This is a genomic window from Methyloferula stellata AR4 (assembly GCF_000385335.1).
GTDB lineage: Bacteria > Pseudomonadota > Alphaproteobacteria > Rhizobiales > Beijerinckiaceae > Methyloferula > Methyloferula stellata.
Window position 1 is genome coordinate 3,524,578 of the sequence record NZ_ARWA01000001.1, and the last position, 19,295, is coordinate 3,543,872.

Annotated in this window: 19 protein-coding genes; 4 read left to right on the top strand and 15 right to left on the bottom strand. The window is 57.8% G+C overall.

Annotated features, from left to right (window positions below; translation table 11 throughout):
• Positions 1-23: 23 nt before the first annotated feature.
• Both A3OQ_RS22880 and A3OQ_RS0117390 read right to left on the bottom strand, forming a co-directional pair.
• Positions 24-1,646, bottom strand: coding sequence for a hypothetical protein (locus A3OQ_RS22880; RefSeq protein ID WP_152428507.1), 1,623 nt, complete (start codon positions 1,644-1,646; stop codon positions 24-26).
• A gap of 583 nt (positions 1,647-2,229) precedes the next feature.
• Positions 2,230-2,472, bottom strand: coding sequence for a hypothetical protein (locus tag A3OQ_RS0117390; protein ID WP_026595963.1), 243 nt, complete (start codon positions 2,470-2,472; stop codon positions 2,230-2,232).
• Positions 2,473-2,779: 307 nt separating this feature from the next.
• Here A3OQ_RS0117390 and A3OQ_RS0117395 point away from each other — a divergent pair, with 307 nt between their 5' ends.
• Positions 2,780-4,045 carry a flavin monoamine oxidase family protein gene (locus A3OQ_RS0117395; protein WP_020176707.1) on the top strand — a complete coding sequence of 422 codons (1,266 nt, stop codon included), beginning with the start codon at positions 2,780-2,782 and terminating at the stop codon, positions 4,043-4,045.
• Between the two features lie 122 nt (positions 4,046-4,167).
• Positions 4,168-5,373, top strand: a complete 1,206-nt coding sequence (locus tag A3OQ_RS0117400; RefSeq protein ID WP_020176708.1) for a GNAT family N-acetyltransferase — start codon at positions 4,168-4,170, stop codon at positions 5,371-5,373.
• 107 nt (positions 5,374-5,480) lie between these two features.
• Here the strand turns inward: A3OQ_RS0117400 and A3OQ_RS0117405 are convergent, their stop codons facing one another.
• From A3OQ_RS0117405 to A3OQ_RS23750, 7 genes are all read right to left on the bottom strand, one after another.
• Positions 5,481-5,897, bottom strand: coding sequence for a hypothetical protein (locus A3OQ_RS0117405; RefSeq protein ID WP_020176709.1), 417 nt, complete (start codon positions 5,895-5,897; stop codon positions 5,481-5,483).
• A complete protein-coding gene (locus A3OQ_RS0117410) occupies positions 5,897-6,976 on the bottom strand; it encodes a hypothetical protein (protein ID WP_020176710.1) in 1,080 nt (359 codons plus the stop codon). The genes A3OQ_RS0117405 and A3OQ_RS0117410 overlap by 1 nt, the downstream gene beginning before the upstream one ends.
• Before the next feature lie 409 nt (positions 6,977-7,385).
• Positions 7,386-7,565, bottom strand: coding sequence for a hypothetical protein (locus A3OQ_RS24730; RefSeq protein WP_161607353.1), 180 nt, complete (start codon positions 7,563-7,565; stop codon positions 7,386-7,388).
• A 33-nt stretch (positions 7,566-7,598) separates the two neighbouring features.
• Positions 7,599-7,877, bottom strand: coding sequence for a hypothetical protein (locus A3OQ_RS0117420; protein ID WP_026595965.1), 279 nt, complete (start codon positions 7,875-7,877; stop codon positions 7,599-7,601).
• 250 nt (positions 7,878-8,127) lie between these two features.
• Positions 8,128-8,601: a hypothetical protein gene (locus A3OQ_RS0117425; RefSeq protein WP_020176713.1), complete on the bottom strand. Its 474-nt coding sequence runs from the start codon at positions 8,599-8,601 to the stop codon at positions 8,128-8,130.
• A 111-nt stretch (positions 8,602-8,712) separates the two neighbouring features.
• The gene (gene comJ, locus A3OQ_RS22885; protein ID WP_020176714.1) at positions 8,713-9,192 is read right to left on the bottom strand and encodes a competence protein ComJ; all 480 of its coding nucleotides are present in this window, start codon (positions 9,190-9,192) and stop codon (positions 8,713-8,715) included.
• Between the two features lie 2 nt (positions 9,193-9,194).
• Positions 9,195-10,223 (bottom strand): NucA/NucB deoxyribonuclease domain-containing protein, encoded by a 1,029-nt coding sequence (locus A3OQ_RS23750; RefSeq protein ID WP_020176715.1) that lies wholly within the window; start codon positions 10,221-10,223, stop codon positions 9,195-9,197.
• A 237-nt stretch (positions 10,224-10,460) separates the two neighbouring features.
• On the opposite strand from A3OQ_RS23750, the gene A3OQ_RS0117440 reads away from it, so the two are divergent.
• Complete coding sequence (locus A3OQ_RS0117440) at positions 10,461-10,886, top strand: HIT family protein (RefSeq protein ID WP_020176716.1); 426 nt, start codon at positions 10,461-10,463, stop codon at positions 10,884-10,886.
• Positions 10,887-11,075: 189 nt separating this feature from the next.
• Here A3OQ_RS0117440 and A3OQ_RS22895 read toward each other — a convergent pair whose 3' ends face one another.
• From A3OQ_RS22895 to A3OQ_RS0117465, 4 genes are all read right to left on the bottom strand, one after another.
• Positions 11,076-11,375, bottom strand: coding sequence for a hypothetical protein (locus tag A3OQ_RS22895; RefSeq protein ID WP_152428509.1), 300 nt, complete (start codon positions 11,373-11,375; stop codon positions 11,076-11,078).
• A 485-nt stretch (positions 11,376-11,860) separates the two neighbouring features.
• Positions 11,861-14,338, bottom strand: coding sequence for an ATP-dependent Clp protease ATP-binding subunit ClpA (clpA, locus tag A3OQ_RS0117450; protein WP_020176718.1), 2,478 nt, complete (start codon positions 14,336-14,338; stop codon positions 11,861-11,863).
• Positions 14,339-14,353: 15 nt separating this feature from the next.
• Positions 14,354-14,716 (bottom strand): ATP-dependent Clp protease adapter ClpS, encoded by a 363-nt coding sequence (gene clpS / locus A3OQ_RS0117455; protein ID WP_020176719.1) that lies wholly within the window; start codon positions 14,714-14,716, stop codon positions 14,354-14,356.
• Between the two features lie 533 nt (positions 14,717-15,249).
• Positions 15,250-15,591: a phasin family protein gene (locus A3OQ_RS0117465; RefSeq protein WP_020176721.1), complete on the bottom strand. Its 342-nt coding sequence runs from the start codon at positions 15,589-15,591 to the stop codon at positions 15,250-15,252.
• A gap of 257 nt (positions 15,592-15,848) precedes the next feature.
• Here A3OQ_RS0117465 and A3OQ_RS0117470 point away from each other — a divergent pair, with 257 nt between their 5' ends.
• Positions 15,849-17,546, top strand: coding sequence for a serine hydrolase (locus A3OQ_RS0117470; protein WP_051116052.1), 1,698 nt, complete (start codon positions 15,849-15,851; stop codon positions 17,544-17,546).
• A 92-nt stretch (positions 17,547-17,638) separates the two neighbouring features.
• On the opposite strand, the gene A3OQ_RS0117475 is transcribed toward A3OQ_RS0117470, so the two are convergent.
• Together A3OQ_RS0117475 and A3OQ_RS0117480 are read right to left on the bottom strand one after the other, a co-directional pair.
• Positions 17,639-18,358 (bottom strand): J domain-containing protein, encoded by a 720-nt coding sequence (locus tag A3OQ_RS0117475; RefSeq protein ID WP_020176723.1) that lies wholly within the window; start codon positions 18,356-18,358, stop codon positions 17,639-17,641.
• A gap of 162 nt (positions 18,359-18,520) precedes the next feature.
• Positions 18,521-19,240 carry a hypothetical protein gene (locus tag A3OQ_RS0117480; RefSeq protein ID WP_040581357.1) on the bottom strand — a complete coding sequence of 240 codons (720 nt, stop codon included), beginning with the start codon at positions 19,238-19,240 and terminating at the stop codon, positions 18,521-18,523.
• Positions 19,241-19,295 lie beyond the last annotated feature (55 nt).

The following is a 19,295-nucleotide window of genomic DNA, read 5'->3' on the forward strand; positions in this document are numbered from 1 at the left end:
AGATCTCGTTTTTGGTTGTGTTATCAATATTTCGCGACCAGCGGCGGGGCCGGCGGCGGCGCGTCGAAGGGGTAATAGCGAATGCTGGCCGAAACCGTGTTCACGTTGGTCTTCGGTGTGCTGAGGTTTACCGGCAGAGGCGCGGTCGTCAGGAAACCTTGGTAAAGGTCGCGCTGGATAAAGGCATATTGCATGCCCACGCGAAGCGAACCAAAGTCGCCCTGATAGACCTTGTCCCAGAAACCAGCTGTGATTTCCCAGGCATCCTTCGTCGCGCCGGTGCAAGTTCCGAACTCAATATAGCAGCCGGAGTTGTTAGCCAAAGCCGGGTTGCCGTATCCAGGCGCGGTTGTACCGGTGAAAATCTGCTGAGACAGGATCTTTTCGCCACCGCCGTAAGCATAAAGATCGAGTTGCGGGGTGGCGTGAACGACCGCACCCAAGAGGAACATGGCTTCCGGAAGCGCATCGAGCGAGCCGAGCGGACTGGCAACCGTTTGGGTCAATTGCGACGAACCGTAGCGTCCAATGCCGCGGCCGACCATTCCAGAACCCTGAATGTCGACCAGCTTCGGCAACACAGGGATGATGAAGCCACCGCCGGCGCCCCAACCGGACGTGTCCTTATTCGAATTGAACGAGAGGATCGATCCGGCCGCACCAACCGCCGAAGCGGTGGAGACCCGGTCATACACGTCCGTGTACATGCCAAAGGCTTCGAAGTGCATCTGGCGATCGGCTATGATCGGTTCCCAAGCTGCCTTACCGATGAAGTCAGGGATATGATTGAACGAATAGGTCGTGGTCGAATTCAAGAGGCCGCCGCCGCCTGGAGCCATATTACAGGTGACTAGCTGACCGACTCCGGCGGTCACAAACGCGGCACCCGTCGGACAGCTGGGATTCTGCGCCATTTCAGCCGAAGCGGCCAGCCAGAAGTTGTTTCCGAGCTCCTTCGTCAAACGAATACCGGGCTGACGCGCCCAGGTGAAGCCGGCGACGTATTGCGCGTCGATCGTGAGCGGCGTGACTTCGTTGCGCGGGGTGATGCCCTTGCCGTTCATCGTCACCAGAGACCAGGTCTGGCCGCCGAGGAAATGAAGTCCGATGTCGTTCCAATCCACCGTCGTATACATATGACGAATGCGCGGATTATAGGAATTGCTCTCGTTCGAGTTCGCGGTGTTGGCCGCGCCCAAGAAGTCGAGTTCGCCATAACCCGAGATATGCGTCGCCGGGTTCGCGTCGCCTTCGACCAAGGCCGACACGCGGCTCTGGCGGGCGCTGAAGCGCAATTCGTTCGTATGCGCCGGCGAAGTGTTAGGGAAGGGAATCGAGCCGAACGGAATGTCACCGATATCGGCGCCTTGGGCGCGGGAGCGCCAAACACCTTCCATCGCGAAGAAGCCGCCGGGCGTGATCGTGATCCCGTTCAGATGCCATTTCTTGTCCCAGGGCTGCGGCGGCTCGTAAGCGACCGGCACGCCACCCTTGACGATGGGGGCCGCGGCCTGCGCCCTGATGATCTGCTTTTGCTCTCTCGCCTGCGCATCGAGGCGCTGCTCGAGCATCTTGAGCTTGGCTTTAAGGTCCTTGACTTCCTCAAGCGTGACGCTGTCTTCCGCGTGAGCCTGATTGATAGCCATGACGCTGACTGTCGCCAGGAAGAGGCCGGCCAAGATCAGGTTGGCCGGTGATTGAGAAAGGGAACTCTTCGAAACGAGCCTCCCGGCGTCCGAAGACGCGTTCGAACGATCTCTCTTTTGTACTTTCACTGTTGGTCCCCGTCGCAAGAGGAAGTCGACTGCTTCACTCACGACGAGCCATTAATGACGTGCTGCTATGCTTATGTGACAGTTACATGTAACGGCGCAGTTCTGTTTTTACCTGTTGCATAAAAAACACGCTTAAAGATCCGTGATATGCCACTTACTATGCAAAATTAGGAATAGCTTATTTTGAAACTACCTTCGCATTGCCTTCAAAATGCAACAAATAGCCAAGCTCATCCTCAAAAATTAAATTTAATTTTAATAAACAATACGCAAATACCGTGAATCAGATTTTAGGATTCAATCTCATGTGAATCGCATGGTGGTTTGCGTGAGCCCGCCGGCCGGCGGGGCATGCGTTTGGAATCGGTCGCTGTTCAGCGGCCGATCCATTCAATCCAGGCAATGGCGGATGAGGTAGTTAAAAAGCGCCTGCCAGCGCGCCGCACCAAAGACCTTAGTCGCCCACGGCGTCGTTCACGCATTTCTTGGTGAAGCTCGTCTTCGCCGCACCATAGAGCTTCTTATCGGCGGCTTGTTGAGTGCATGAAGCCGTGGCGTCTTTCTCACATTTTTTGGTAAAGCTTGCGAGCGCAGCGCCAGCGAGTTTCTTATCGGCCGCCTTGCTTTTGCATGTGTCGTCGGCATAGGCGGCGGTCGTGGCCAGCGTCAAAAGAACGGCAATCAATAGGCGCGACATGAGATCCTCCCTCACTGATGGATGAAAATTTTTGCCATCATCGCGATGTCCGCGCATGAAAACAAGATGACCTAGAACCAAAGGCCTCGAATCTTGCCGCGCCCTAAAGAGAATGATGTGAATTGCACTGCCGCGCGCCGCGATTGCTTCGGCCTGGTCACTTTCTCGTAACAATCCTGGCCTCTCAACAAAGTCAGACCAGATAGAGCCTGCCGTGCATGAGAGCCGCAGTCGCGGCTTCTCCGGAACCTTGCCGGTAATGGCGTCTTACAAATGATTGGTGCCTATCGGCGGATCGAACGGTCATATGAATGATTTCGACATCATCGTGATTGGAGCGGGAGCGGCGGGGCTCGGCGCTGCCGCGCGGCTGGCGCAAAGCCCCGTCTCCTTTCAGGTTCTCGAAGCCAGGGCACGAAGCGGCGGACGCGCCTTCACGCAAAGCGCCTCCGGCCATGCGCTCGACCACGGCTGCGGCTGGCTTCATTCCGCCGATCGCAACCCCTGGCGCAAGCTTGCAGAAGCCGCCGGTTTCACGATCGACCGCACCGAACCTGCCTGGGGCACGCAAGCCTTCGACCTCGGCTTCAGCCGTGACGATCAGCAGGCTTTCTCCGAGGCCGCGGAGCAATTCAACGCGCGGGTCTTCGATGCCGCCAAGAGCTTCACCGCCCAGGGCTTCGGCGACCAGCCGGCCGCGCATCTGTTCGAACCCTGCAACCGCTGGAACCCGCTCATCAACGCGGTGAGCACCTATATGAGTGCCGCCGAACTCGAACATATTTCCGTCTTGGATCTGTCTCGCTATGCCGATAGCGAGATCAATTGGCGCATCCGCGAAGGCTATGGCACGGCCATCGCCAAATTCGGCGCGGGTCTACCGGTCTCCTTCAATTGCAAAGTCGCCTCCATCGACCATGGCGGGATCGATCTGCGGATCGAGACTTCGTCGGGCACGCTGACGGCAAAGGCCGTCATCGTCACTTTGCCGCCGTCACTCCTCGCCGCCGGCGGCTTGCAGTTCCGCCCCGCCCTGCCGCGGAAGCTCGAGGCCGCCGAAGGCCTGCCATTGGGCACCGCCAACAAGCTTTTCATGAAGCTCGATCGACCGGAAGACCTGCCGGCCGACGGGCATCTCTTCGGCCGCGTCGATCGCGTCGAAACCGCGAGCTATCATTTGCGGCCCTTTGGGCGGCCTTTGATGGAGGCCTATTTCGGCGGCGCTTTGGCGCGCGATCTGGAGCAAGAGGGGCCTGAGGCCTTCTTTGCCTTTGCCTGCGACGAATTGGCTCTTTTGTTCGGCTCATCGATCCGGACACGTCTGCATTTCGTGACCGCGACAAGCTGGGCCTTAGATCCATTCTCGGGCGGATCCTATTCCTATGCACGCCCCGGCCACGCCGATGCGCGGCAAAAGCTCGCCCAATCCGTCGATGATCGCCTGTTTTTCGCGGGTGAAGCCTGCTCGGCGCATGATTTTTCGACCGCGCATGGCGCTTACGAAACAGGCGTCGCAGCGGCAGAGGAAGCGCTTGCCGCGACGCTCGGGAAAGCGGCGAGCAAAGCCTCCTGACCCATCTGGCATGACAATTGGGTTAAAGCCGTTGCCGCATGGCAGCAACGCGCTAGGATACTCCTTGTGTCTCATGTCCACGCATCATGACTTCCACTTATAGAATCCGCATTGCTCAAACGATGAGCGAGCTCGACGCCGCGCAATGGGACGCCTGCGCCAATCCGCAGCCGGGCGAAGACTCCATTGTCGTGGACGAGAGCCCCGCCGCCGATGCGACGACGGATGCGTGCCAATCCGAAGACGCACTGAAAGAGCGTTTCAATCCCTTCATCCGGCATGCTTTTCTGAAGGCGCTCGAAACATCGGGCTCCGTCGGTCCGAAAACCGGCTGGACGGTCACCCATGTCATCGTCGAAGACGATAAGGGCAAGATCGTCGCCGCGGCACCCTCCTATCTCAAGACCCATTCGATGGGCGAATATGTCTTCGATTATGGATGGGCCGACGCCTATCATCGCGGCGGGCTGAAATATTATCCGAAGCTCCAGGTCTGCGTGCCCTTCACGCCGGCGACCGGACGCAGGCTTCTGGTTTTGCCGGAGGCAGGCGAACCGGCGCAGCATGCACTGATTTTAGGCTTGCGTACCTGGCGCGAAAAGATCGGCGCTTCGTCGATCCATGTGACCTTCCCGACCAAGGCCGAATGGGACGCCATGGGCAAGGAAGGCTTTTTGCAGCGCACCGGCCAGCAGTTTCATTTTATCAACAAGGGCTATGCGGATTTCGACGGCTTTCTCGCCGACCTCGCCTCGCGCAAACGCAAGATGATCAAGCGCGAACGCAAGGATGCGCTCCAAAACGACATCACGATCGAGCTTTTGACCGGCAAGGATCTCAAGGAAGAACATTGGGACGCGTTTTACTTTTTCTATACGGACACCGGCTCGCGCAAATGGGGCAAGCCCTATCTCACGCGCGAATTTTTCTCCCACATCGGCGAGAGCATGAGCGAGGATATTCTGCTCGTCATGGCGAAGCGCAACGGCCGCTACATCGCGGGCGCGATCAATTTCATCGGCAAGGACGCGCTTTACGGGCGCAATTGGGGCTGTCTCGAAGAGCATCCCTTTTTGCATTTCGAGGTCTGTTACTATCAGGCGATCGAATATGCGATCACGCATGGACTGTCGCGGGTCGAAGCCGGCGCGCAGGGCGAGCATAAGCTCGCGCGCGGTTATGGTCCCGCCATAACCTATTCGGCGCATGAGATCGCCGATCCGCGCTATGCCCATGCGATCGACGAATTCTTGCAGAAAGAGCGCGCCTATATAGACGAAGCGAACGAGGAATATGCCGAGCACGTGCCCTTCAAGAAGGGAGGGTGAATCGGCGAGTCTCAAATCAAACTTTATCGATAGAAGAATTGGGCGGCTCCGCAGGCCAATGGTCTCGTACGAGTGCCCGCCAAAACTTTCGACAAGTAGATCCTAAGTCACAGGCCGAATTTTCTCTTTAACGCTTCCATCATTTCCCTCGCTTCCGGGCTGGGTTCTACCAGAGCCTGCGGATAGGGCGTGAAATTGTCTCGATCAGGCCCCCAAACTTCAACAAGCGAATTGGCGAGTTCATATTTTCGCCTGAGCACAGTCCCGTCTTCAAAAATCAGCCGGAAAGAGTCATCATCCATGATCCATCTCTCCATGCGCTTTCCGATCAAAGGCCAAAGCGCATTGAGATTACCCGAGCGATGCCAGACGCTTTCAATCAATTCAACTGAACCGTCTGGCAAAATAATCTCGATCTGGCTCATGCCGACGGCAACGGGTCCAAACTGCAGTAGAATATGCTGCAAACGGACTTCAAAAGCGACGAGTTCGTGATGGTGCTCGAATTCGATTTTATCGGACATCAGAATGGGCCTTGAAATCTACGGGGATCCGTCGGGTAGTGAGCCAAGGGTGATTTGTCCTCAACTGTACGGCCTGTCACCGGTGAAATAGGTTGTCCTTGGTCATTATAGGCGCGGAAATAGGGTCCACCAGTGACATTGTTTGTAAGACCAAATCTAACACCCGAAATCGGGTTCTTGCCTGAACCCTCTTCTGGTAAAGGTGGACTTCCAGGTGGGCTGATGGCGAAACCGCTCTTATCTATATCTGCTCCTTGGCCTCGCCGTTGTAATGTGAGTCTTGCTTCGCTGTTTGGTGGCAGCTCCATTCCAATATGCCACAGGCCCGTCTCATCATCTTGGACGAAGAAACGATATTGAAGCACCTGCTTCGAGCCCGGCGGTAATTCATTAAATGATCTCGTCAACTCTTTATAAGGCTCGACCGGCGTTCCACTCGGAAGGTCTTTCCGAACCACTGATTGCGCATATTGCTGCCCAGGCCGCACCGGATCAGGATTCGCATCGGACATGACCTCGCCATGGCTAACAGGTTTAGAAGGGGTGCCCGCCGTGCTTCCACCTGATCCACCCGAGGTCCAACGACCGCTCTCTATGCCACTGCCCGCCGGCACGCGCGGCTGACCGGGATCATAGCCATATTTCAAAAGATCGAGTTCACGCGTATCAAGGCAGACAGAACGCATGAGCCAATGCGGTGAAACTCCGTCTGCGATTAAGCTGTCGGCGCAGAAGAGCTGGTAGGCTTCGTCTTTGCTTTCAAATTTCGGTAGACCTGCATAGGCCAGCTCCAAATGTGCGAGCGCCTTCGCGCCCTTCGCCCATTGAGCGGACGCGCGCTTGATACATTTGAGCGCCGCGACCGATACCGGCTTCTGATAGGCGAGCGACAGCAGCCCAACAATATGCTCTTCCCTGCCATCGAGATCGAGAGCACGAACACCAAAATGATCTTGAATCATCGGCGCGAGACATGTTCCCGCACCGAGCAGCAACCCATCCTCGGTGATGTTCAATGACGAATGAAAAGGCCGCAGGCGGACCTGTTCGATCCATTGTGAGGGTTTGATGGTCTCCACGCGTGTCCTTCGACTTTATGAACTAGGCCGAAGTTTAGCAACGAAGCCGCTATCGGTGAAGAACGGCACCCCAGAGTCAAAGCGACAGTGACAGGAGCTGCGGATGTCGAAATGAGAAAAATGCTTTGCATTCCGCCGCGGCAAACTTCAGAAAGTGGCCTATGGCGCAACCCGTGGTCACCAGATCTCCTTAGATCGAGTTTAAGCGGGCGAAGCCGAGAGGAGCAAATCGTCTGGTCCTACGGACAGAGCGGAATCGGCACGCAATATTTTGAACGCCGGATTTTCTGGTTTTATAAACAGAAGCCTGATCGCTCCACTATCAAAAACAGCTACTTGAGAATGTGATACGTCGAGTGTGAAAGAGATTGCGGCCATCCTTACTTGCCAATCTTAATTTAACGGCATTTTATTGCCTCACCTCCTTAAATCCGACGCTGACAACGCTGCCCGTCGGATCGGGAGGAATGACCTCGACGATGAATTTTCGTTCCGGAAATAGTTTGAGAAGGCGGCCTCGCCAAGCCTCGGCGATGAATTCGGCAAGAACCTCATCCTCGTCTTCGTCTTTGTCATCGTCGCAAAACATCTCTTTGTTAGCGAAGAGATATGGCACTTCCACCTAGTTGAACGAGTCTGCGAGGTCATGCGGATTCATAGTCGATGTGCCAAGCGCTTTCAAAAAGCCTGCGGGCCTAGAGTCATCATCGAGGATAACAAATCCCTCCACTACCTGGAACTCAGGTACGAACACAGGCGCATAAACCAGCGCACCTATCACATTTCCAACCTGATGGGTGAAATCCGCGATACGGAAGCCCTCACCTTCTACTTTCGAAAAATACTTTCGCAGAATTTGAAGGAGCATCCGCGATTGCGGTGAAAGATCCTCTTCTGACATGAACTAAATCCTCGCTTGGAAACTATGCTCGAAGGCGTTCAATCAAAGGGGTAAGAGGCGGGTCAAAGGCCGGGGGTATGCGAGAAGGGGTTACCACTACCATCTCCCCCGCCTCCGCCCGTGCCATGCCATCCTCCACTTTTCGGAATCTCGGAAGGAAGCGCGGGCCGCGCAATTTTGGTGGCGCCCCTAGGCCACTGCCTTTCTTCGGCTCCAGCACGAAAGGTGGCTACACCCGCCATACCTTCCATTATTTTTGGATTCGTGTTGCGGGACCGATCAGCTCCGTCTCCAGAACCGACTCATGCAACCCATTCATCGGCGCGATCGGCTGACCTCTTTCGTCAATTTGAAAGAGCTGCCAAGCTATATCTCTTACTTCTGGTTCAACGTCTCCCGGATCGTCGAGCAAATAGCAAAGTGCTGATAAAAGCCCCCACTGCATAACCCCTGCAACCGTCGTCAAGTCTTCCGCGCTTGCGCCCAGCGCCAGCAGGCGTTCGAGAGCAGGACCAATAGTTCCTCCCGGCGCATTGTCTTTTACGGCTGCCACATCCCGAATCCAGTTTACGTCCTTCGCATCGACCACCCACTTCCAAGCTTCTCGTAGGAAAAGGTAGCGTGCGAGCTGGGGAATGCCCTCCCTGATCTGCGAATGAGCCCATTGTGCCGGATCGGGAGCGCCAAGACGGGCAAACAGCTCCGTCAGTTCTGTTTCGGTCATCGCCTATGCCCTTTCTGAACTTACTCCGGGAAGCGGTCTGACCTTCGCGAATCGCAAGGACTCCTCTGACTCAGCCCCTAGTCGATCGATCAAAATAAATTCTGGATTGAGTTAAGCCGGCGAAGCCGAAAGAAATAAATCCCCCGCCTTCGCCGACAGCCCAGAATCAGCGCGCAATATTTCGAATGACGGATTTTCCATTTTCATAAACAGAAACCTGATCCCGGGGTCAGAAAGAGCGCTCGCACAAAAATACTCAAATCGCAGCGCGTAAGTTCCTGAAGGCAGGCTGAAGGGTACGCTGTCGGAAGCGCTCGCAATTTCGATGGCTCCGGTTTGCGGAACTTCAAACGGCGTTTGGATGACGCGTATTGCTTCAGGTGACACGCCGACGTTACCAGACACGACGTCGAGGCTCACGGAATGCCGCCCCGCTTCTTCTATCGTCGCGAATGACACGCTGCCCGGCCTCCAGGCAAAGCCCTGGTTCACATGTCTTTCTGTCCAGCCGTTGAAAGGCTGTTGCAGTCCGCTGTCAAAAACCGCGACTTGGGAGTGTGAGACGTTAAGTAAAAATGAAGTCGTAGCCATGATTACTTGCCAATCTCGATTTTGACACGGGCACCATTTGGCAAGCCTCGACAGCAATTGCCTATGTGGGCCCCCATCGACATATTATCTTTAGGACTTATTGCACGAACGCTTGCGCCAGCTCCACCTTCCAGAAACATTGCCGGAGGATACTCGTCCAAGTGCATTCCTGGGACCTTATCCATCGCACCAGTGGCAGCTGCCCGGTTCGCCTCTGTCCCCGCCCGATCAATCGTCAACACATCCGGCTTTCCTGATTTAATTGCATCCCTCATATGCTCTGCGGCCTCCCCGAAGCGCCCTGCTGGTATTTCAATTGTTTTCGCGACTTCGGCATCGCCACTCCCGTTTCCTGGCCCAGCGCCGCCACCACCGCCCCGGCCTCCGACGACGGGAAGCTTTCCCCACGGGAACTGCCTAAAGTTCTGCGCATATTGCTGGCCGGGCCATATCGGATCAGGGTTAGCATCGGACATGACTTCGCCCGAACGACCCGGAGTTGCAGGGGCATTTGTCTTGCTCCCACCCGATGTCCAACGGCCGCTCTCTATGCCACTGCCAGCCGGAACACGCGGCTGGCCGGGATCATAGGCATATTTCAGTAGATCGAGTTCGCGCGTATCGAGGCCGACAGAGCGCATAAGCCAGCGCGCCGAGACCCCTGCTCCAATCAGGCCGTCGGCGCAGAAGAGCTGGTAGGCTTCGTCTTTGCTTTCAAATTTCGGTAGACCTGCATAGGCCAGCTCCAAATGTGCGAGCGCCTTCGCGCCTTTCGCCCATTGAGCGGACGCGCGCTTGATACATTTGAGCGCCGCGACCGATACCGGCTTCTGATAGGCGAGCGACAGCAGCCCAACAATATGCTCTTCCCTGCCATCGAGATCGAGAGCACGAACACCAAAATGATCTTGAATCATCGGCGCGAGACATGTTCCCGCACCGAGCAGCAACCCATCCTCGGTGATGTTCAATGACGAATGAAAAGGCCGCAGGCGTGCTTGTTCGCTCCAGCACTTTCTCAAAATTTGCATGGCTTCCACGACTGCCCTTTGACTTCATGCTCTGGCTAAAAGCCTAACAGCGAAGCTCCGACGCAGGAAGAACACCAAGCAAACAGGAACATGACCGCGCGCCGAGACGAAGATGTCGGAAGCGACAAAACGTGCTCGCATTCCGCTTCACGTCATGGCCGCCGAGGCTCATATGGCGCGATGTGGAACTTTCAATTATGAAAGGGCGAGCGACAATCTATTTCCAAGGAGCGGGACATGTCCGCAGCCTATGACGACACCAATATTTTCGCGAAAATTCTGCGCGGGGAATTGCCCTGTTACAAAATCTTCGAGGACGACGCCGCGCTCGCCTTCATGGACATCATGCCCCGCACACAGGGCCATTGCCTCGTCATCCCGAAAGTGCCGGCGCGCAATGTGCTCGACATTCCGCCCGACGATCTGTCAAAGCTCATCCCGCGCGTGCAAAAGGTCGCGCAGGCCGCGAAGATTGCCATGCAGGCCGACGGGATCACGCTGCATCAATATAATGAACCGGCCGGCGGCCAGGTGATCTTCCACCTGCATTTTCACGTCATGCCGCGCTTTGCCGGCATCGAGCTTCGCCCGCATACGGGCCAGATGGAAAAAGCCGAAGTGCTTGAAGCCAATCGCGACAAGATCATCGCGGCGCTGAATTAGAGTCAGGACTCAATTTGTTCAACTTCAAACCCTCATCCTGAGGAGCGAGCGCAGCTCGCGTCTCGAAGGATCGAGGGTTTGGCGTCGAGAAAATAACGCTGATCCCTCGCCCTTCGAGACACACGCCTCTCGGCGCGCTCCTCAGGGTGAGGGATCAAGCAAATGGGTTGAGACTCGTGAGTGGCTGCCTCAAGGCGCGGGCGCGAGCACGTCGTAGGCCGCCTTATAGGGCTCGATGCGCACGACGCCCGCCGCGAAAACCGAAACCTTGGCGATCGGCCCGAAGACGAGCTTGCCGTCCGCATCGTGCTTCACGCCATATTGCCAGATCGTCATTTGCCCATCGGCTGCGATCTTCTTCGACAATTGCTCGACGGCTGAGCCGGTGCCGAGACGGGCTATGTCCTCCTTGGTCAATCCGACGAACATTTCGTCCTTCGGCGTCACGATCTTGAAGAGGCTCACACCTTCGGCAGCGGCAGCCGACATGATGGCTGCCATTGTCGTAAAACCAGCGGCGGCAAAAAGAGTGCGGCGTTGAAAACGGGTCGCCCGGCAAAACATGATTTTCTCCTGATTCGAAGGGCCGCCCCTTATGGCAAGGCGGTCAGAATGAAGGAGAGGTAATCCGTTCGGACCCGGGTGCCCGTGCCGTTTGACACGACGAAGTTCGTTGGTCCGTGGCCAATGACGGCTGCAGCGACGTATCAGATTTCGCCATTCATCTCTTGGCGGCGAGCATGGCGAGCGGACCGCTTTAGTCAAGGATGGCTTCGCCACCGCCTACGGCGGCGCATCCGAGATGCGTCCTTGACGAAAGCATATCCGTCTCGCTGAAAATCTCCGCCGCTGGATGAATGGCGGTCTTTGAACGGCACGATCGGCCTCGGAACAATCCTCAACCTCTTAGAAAGAAAATGGCCGGGACAAGCCCGGCCATTTCGATTTTAAGAAAGCGATGAGGTCGCGTTCGATTATTTCGAAGGCTCGTCGGTTTCGGCGACAGTCTCCGGCGCATCGCCATCGGTCGCCTCGTCGTCGCCCTCGGCATCGTCGGCCTTACCCTTGCGGGCTTTGGCACGGCGCACTTCCGGCTCCGCCTTGACGCGCTTCTTGCCGGCTTCGACGATGTCCTTTTCCGGACGCGGTAGAACCGGCCCTTCAGGGAAGACAAAGCCGAGCTTCTTGTTGCCCGCATCATCGGCCGTCACGACAACCTTGACGTTGCCGCCATTCTTCAGGCGGCCGAACAGCACTTCGTCGGCGAGCGGCGTCTTGATCGTCGTCTGGATGACGCGCGCCATCGGGCGAGCGCCCATGTGCTCGTCATAACCATTCTCGATGAGCCAGTTGCGGGCTTCGTCGGTGAGTTCGATCGAGACGTTGCGCTCGGCCAATTGCGCGTCGAGCTGCATGATGAACTTGTCGACAACCTTGGCGATGACCTCGGACGGCAGACGCCCGAAGGTAACGACGGCATCGAGACGGTTGCGGAATTCCGGCGCGAACATCCGGTTGATCGCTTCCGTATCCTCGCCCTCGCGCTTGCCGCGGGTGAAGCCGAAGCTCTCACGCTGCATGTCGGAGGCGCCCGCATTGGTCGTCATGATCATGATGACATTGCGGAAATCGATCTGCTTGCCGGTGTGATCCGTCAGCTTGCCGTGATCCATGACCTGCAACAGGATGTTGTAGAGGTCGGGATGCGCCTTCTCGATTTCGTCGAGCAACAGCACGCAATGCGGATGCTGATCGATCGCATCGGTCAACAGACCGCCTTGGTCGAAACCGACATAGCCGGGAGGTGCACCGAGGAGGCGCGACACTGTGTGGCGCTCCATATATTCCGACATGTCGAAGCGCACGAGCTCAACACCGAGCGCCGTTGCAAGCTGACGTGCCACTTCGGTCTTGCCGACGCCGGTTGGACCCGAGAAGAGGTAGCTGCCGATCGGCTTCTCGCCATCGCGCAGACCGGCGCGGGCGAGCTTGATCGCCGAGGTCAGAGCCTCGATGGCGCTGTTTTGGCCATAGACCACACGCTCCAGGGTCGTGACGAGATGTTCGAGAACCTCGGCATCGTCCTTCGACACGGTCTTCGGAGGAATCCGCGCCATGGTCGCAATGGTGGTCTCAACCTCTTTGATGCCGATCGTCTTCTTGCGCTTGTTTTCCGGCAGAAGCATCTGACTCGCGCCGGTCTCGTCGATCACGTCGATCGCTTTGTCCGGCAGCTTGCGGTCGTGGATGTAGCGGGCCGAGAGTTCGACAGCCGCCTTGATCGCTTCATTGGTGTAGCGGATCTTGTGGAACTCTTCGAAATAGGGCTTCAAGCCCTTCATGATCTCGATCGCATCCGGGATCGACGGCTCATTGACGTCGATCTTCTGGAAGCGGCGGACGAGCGCGCGATCCTTTTCGAAGTACTGGCGGTACTCCTTATAGGTCGTGGAGCCGATGCAGCGCAGCGTGCCTTGCGCCAAAGCCGGCTTCAGCAGGTTCGACGCATCCATGGCGCCGCCCGAAGTGGCGCCGGCACCGATCACGGTGTGTATTTCATCGATGAAGAGGATCGCCTTCTTGTGGTTCTCGATCTCCTTCATGACCTGCTTCAGGCGCTCTTCGAAATCGCCGCGATAGCGAGTTCCGGCGAGCAGCGTGCCCATGTCGAGCGCGAAGACGGTAGCCTCGGCCAGAACTTCCGGCACTTCGTTCTTGATGATCTTGCGGGCAAGACCTTCGGCGATCGCGGTCTTGCCGACGCCGGGATCACCAACGAGCAGCGGGTTGTTCTTATGGCGGCGGCAGAGCACCTGGATCGTGCGCTGCACTTCGGCCTCGCGGCCGATCAGCGGATCGATCTTGCCGTCCTTGGCCTTCTTGTTGAGGTTGATGCAATAGGCGTCGAGCGCGCCCTCTTTCTTCTTCTCGCCCTCTTTGCCTTCCTTCGGCTCGCGGCCTTCGGCCTCTTCCTCGACGCCGCGCGGCGCCTTGGAGGGGTCCGACATGCCGGGTCGCTTGGCAATGCCATGGCTGATGTAATTGACCGCGTCGTAGCGGGTCATGTCCTGCTCTTGCAGGAAATAGGCGGCGTGGCTCTCGCGCTCGGCGAAGATCGCGACGAGCACGTTGGCACCCGTCACTTCCTCGCGTCCGGACGATTGCACATGAATGACCGCGCGCTGAATGACGCGCTGGAAGCCTGCCGTGGGCTTGGCGTCTTCACGGCCTTCGCTGACGAGATTGTCGAGCTCCTGCTCGATATAATCCCGCAAATTCTTCTTCAGGAGATCGAGATCGACGGAGCAAGCGCGAAGCACGGCGGCGGCGTCGCCGTCATCGGTAAGGCTCAACAGCAGATGCTCGAGAGTTGCATATTCATGATGCCGCTCGTTTGCTATCGCGAGGGCGCGGTGGAGCGACTGTTCTAGATTGCGGGAGAAGGACGGCATTGTGGCTCCAACCTCTCAGTTCTTTTCCATGATACATTGCAGCGGATGCTGATGCTTGCGGGCGTAGTCCATAACTTGCGTGACTTTCGTCTCCGCCACTTCATACGTGAACACGCCGCACTCTCCGACACCGTGCTGGTGCACATGGAGCATGATCCGTGTCGCGTCTTCGGGGCCCTTGTTGAAGTATTTCTTCAACACCGTGACCACGAATTCCATCGGCGTGTAATCGTCGTTGAGGAGAAGAACCCGGTACATGGCGGGCTTGCGCGTCTGGGTGCGCGTCCGCGTAATAACCGCTGTTCCATTGCCTCCTTTACCGCCGTCACCTCCGCCATCCCCCGGCTCACCGGCCGCCTTCAAGGGAAAAACTGTCATAGACTCAGGATAAGGGTTGCAAAATTGGCCCGCGCTATGGACTGAGCCGTTTTTCCAACTGTCGAATTGGGAAAATGGTCCGTCGGTCACGTCTCTTTGATCCTTACCGTCCGCTGTCGTCGCCTTAAGATTGCGATGACGACGCTGTTTTCCAAGAGCGATGCAAATGTTTGGCCAGCTCTTTGTAACTGGCCCATCCTGCACCGGATTCTCAGACTACCTCCACTTCCTAATATGGACCACAGGTCTTTTTGCACAAAAGACATCTGGTCGCAGAGCTTAACGGGCGCCTCAGATCGCTGTGGAAAGCCTTCCGCAGCCTCGTTTATGGTCACGTATGGTTATTGGGACTGCCCCTGGCCGGCCGATTCTTCCGCCCAACGCCCTCCGCACGAAGCGGTTCGAGCGGTGCGCCGCGGTTTAAGGCAAAAAGCCAATAAAAAAGGCCCGACATCCGTCGAGCCTTCGCGAAAACCGCCAGCGCGGCAAGGTCTTGCAACAGACCTTGCCGAAGCGTGCAAATCTGCGGAAAATTATTTCGCGGCCGATTGGGCCTTAGCGATCACGCCTTCAACCGGCTTGAAAGCTTCCTTGGCGAGATTCGAATAGATCTCGCTGAACTTCGTCACTTGAGCGACAAAGCCTTCGTAAGAGGTTTTGGCGAATTCGGACTGGATCTGAATCGCGCTGTCGAGCGAATTGGCGCCGAGGAGCTTCTCGAAAAAGGCAGAGTTGCTCTCGAGGGACTTCTTCGAATAGTCGGTCGCCTCGGCGGCGATCGTCTGCAGACCCTTGGCAAGGGACGCAGCAGCGGTGGTGGCCGCTTCCAGTTGCTCTTTGCCGAATTTTTGGAACTCGTCGAAATTGGTAGCCATGGTGTTCCTCGTCGGATTGGGCCTGAATATGTCAGGTCGGCGGATCGGCGGGCCTGCCGATGACTGGAATTTAGTGCGCTGCACAAATTTCGTCAAGAGGAATTTTTTGCACTGCAACAAGAGTGTCAATGCGAGACGCTTGCCGCGATTCTACGCTATTCCCTTAACCGGCAGGTAACCCAAGAGAATTAGCGTCTGTCCTGAAGCCATGCTTCGGCGTGGCCATGATGTCCCCCGTGGATCAAGGACAGATTTGTATGTTCAGGCGTTGCGTGACGGTTTGTCGCAAATCTCCCCTTTTGGCCTTAGCCGGAGCAGCCCTTCTCATATCCGTCTGGAATGTGCCTGCCGCGCAAGCACGGCATTGGCATCATGTCCGGCATTTTCAGCATGTCTATTTTTCGCAGCGGCATTTCTTTCAAAGGCCGTCGCACCGTCACGCCGCGGCCGAATCCGGCCCGAGGGCGGCCGCGATCGTGGTCGATGGAAATTCGGGCCGCACCCTCTATGCGATGAACGAAAACGAATTGCGCCATCCGGCCTCGATCACCAAGGTGATGACGCTCTATCTCCTCTTCGAGCAATTGGACAAAGGCCGCTTCCGGCTCGACAGCGAGATCCCGATTTCCCGGCACGCCGCCGCCCAGGCTCCCACCAAGCTCGGCCTTGACCCTGGCGACACGATCAAAGTCGAAGACGCGATCAAGGCCATCGTCACGCGCTCGGCGAATGATATCGCCGTTGCCGTTGCCGAAGCCGTCGGCGGCGACGAAGCAAGCTTTGCCGAAATGATGACCCGCAAGGCGCATGCGCTCGGCATGAGCCGCACGCATTATGAAAACGCTTCGGGCCTGCCGAACGACGAACAGGTCACCACGGCACATGACCTGGCTCTTCTCGGCCGCGCCATTCAGGATCGCTTCCCGCGCTACTATCGTTATTTTTCGACGCGGGTTTTCTATTACGCCGGCACGGTCAGCCCGAACCACAATCATCTGCTCGACCGTGTCGAAGGCATGGACGGCATCAAGACGGGTTACACTCGCGCTTCCGGCTTCAACCTTCTGACCTCCGTCAAGCGCAACGGCCATTATATCGTCGCCGTGGTGATGGGCGGTTCAAGTGCCGCCTCGCGCGACCGGACGATGGCCGGCCTCATCGAACACGAAATCAACGAAGGCGCGACGGTCCGTACGGCCGCCGCGATCAGCGAGTCGCCGGCAGCCGCCAGCCTTGAGCGGCGCGAGCGCGAAGCTGAGCCGGTGGCCGCGCAAGGTCCGGCGGCGCAAATACCCGAGGCGCAGCCGCCGCTTCGCCCCACCCTGAAGCCGCAGTCTCTCAAGACCGAGGCCAAGGCCGAGGCATTGCCGGCTCCGGTTCAAGTCGCCTCCGCCGCGCCCGAAGCGCCGGTCGAACGGCCGCGCCCTGCCTTCGTCTCGGGTGCACCGAAGCCGATGCCGGTTGCAGAGAATGCGCAACCCATGGCGCTTGGCCGGCACGCCGCGCTCGACGGATCGACGACGACCTCCCTGCTTGCAACAGGCACTATTCCTTCGGCGACGCCATCTGCGATGCGCTGGGTCGTCGGACCGCAGCCGGCCGCGATGAAGGATCACGCCGGGGAGCCGCAAAAAGCGGTCAAAGCCGAGCCCGCAGTCTCGGCACCGGCGTCGGAAAAGGCAGCGGATAATGCACGCCCCGCCATCGCACGCAGCGGCTGGATGATCCAGATCGGCGCCACGGACGATGTTGCGAAAGCCAACGAACTTTTGGCGCGTGCCAAATCGCAAGGACATCGCGCGCTGAGTTCCGCACAGCCCTTCACTGAAAAGGTGCAACGCGGGTCCGAGACGCTCTACCGGGCGCGTTTCGCGGGGCTTGAGGAAAATAGCGCCGAACTCGCCTGCAAAGCCTTGAAGCGGTCCGGTTTCTCCTGCTTCGCCACCAAGAATTGAACCAGGGGCACAGTCCCTTTCACCAAGTTTGGAGCATGGCCCGGAAAAGCCCTTTGCTCGCAACCTGAAACGTAGCGTCCGTAGAGTGGAGTTTAAACATGGCGACGCAAGAGGACGTCCTTGGCCTCATTGACACGAGCCGCCAGGTCCGTCGATCCCCCATGGTCCGGGTGGAGTTTTTGCATCAGCGCGCGGTGCGACTGGACGATCGCCTCGCGCGGCGCACCCTTTTGAAGCCCAAGAACCTGATAGGCTTGATCTTCGGACATCGCGCCGGAGCTCTGCCCGGAACCATCGCTTCGGCCCGTGTCGCCGTCACCCTCACCTGCCGCACGCCAGCCGGGAAATCGGCGGTCGAGATAAGCTTCAAGTAAGCGCGCGCCTTCGGGGTCGTCGGTCAGACACAAGACATAGACGGCCTCGCATTGCGGCCGCGTCAGATCGTCGAGCCATTTTCCTTCATCGGGCCCGGCGAGAATCAGACCGCGCATTTTTCCGGTTTCATGATCGAGTTCCATTTCGACCATTGCCGAGCGCACACGCGAGGATTTATTTCCCGTCCCGCGTCCGACCGAACGAAACCACGACATGGGCGTGCCGCTGACGCCGAGCAGCCAGAACCCGAAGGCACCGAGCGCAAAGGCAAAGCCAAGGCGCCCGAGCAGCAGCAGGCCAAAGGCAGCAGCGAGCGCCAGCAGACCGGCCGCCTGTTTCAGGAGCCGCGCCAAACTCGCCGGATTGGCGCGCGCAAAAGCTTTCATCGCGGCGAGCGCGATCCAGAATCCCAAAATACCCAGCAAAATATAAGGCACGCTTTGGGTCCTTAAGAACTCATGGCGTCAACGAGAGTCGCGATGATTGAGTTTATATCGACGCATGACCTCGTCCGAAAAGTCTGCAACTTTCCGGGATCATGCTTTAGTTTGTGACGCATAATCTCGTCCGAAAAGTCTGCAACTTTTCGGGATCATGCTTTAGCTCATCTGCGCGAGAAGCATCTGCGCCGGCGTGGATTTGCTATTTTGCGCGATCCTTTCGAGCGCCGTCTTTCCGCCCGCCGCATAGGCCGCGGCTGCGCCGAGAAGCGCCGCGAGCCGTTCCGGCGCCGACAGATCGAAGCTCGCATAAGCGCCGCCCGTCAGGCGGGCGATGTCGCGAAAGCTCCGCTCAGCCTCGGCGTCCTTGCCTTCCTGAAAGACGAAAGCCTTGACGCCCAGAAGCGCCAGTTCGCCGGCAAGACCCGCGATCATATCGGCGCTCTCCTCCATCGCATCGCCGACGAAGACGAGAACCCGCACCGGGCGCCGCCGCGTCTCGGTGGCGACATGTTTCAAAACCTTGCCGATTTGCGTCGTGCCGGCGCGGACATCAATCTTCGACATATATTCGGCGAGCTTGCGGCCTGCCGGCGCGAAGGGCGAGGCTTTGCACTCGCCAAAGCCGCGGAAATAGACGAGCTGCACATCGAGGCCGCCGAAAGCCGCTGCGGTCTCGAACATGCGGCCCTGCAAAGCCTGCGCGAGATCCCAGGTCGGCTGCCGGCTCATCGTCGCATCGAGCGCGAAGATCAGGCGGCCGCGCGCGTCGGCGGTGATGACCGGCACGCCCGCCGCTTTCTCAAGAAAAAGCTCGACCTCCGTGCGCGGCTTGGCTCGCGGCGAAATCTGCTTCGTATCGTCCTTGGTTTGCTTCACGCGTTGACCCGAGACCTTGGAGCCGAGGTTAATTCTCAACCATCCTATCAGATTG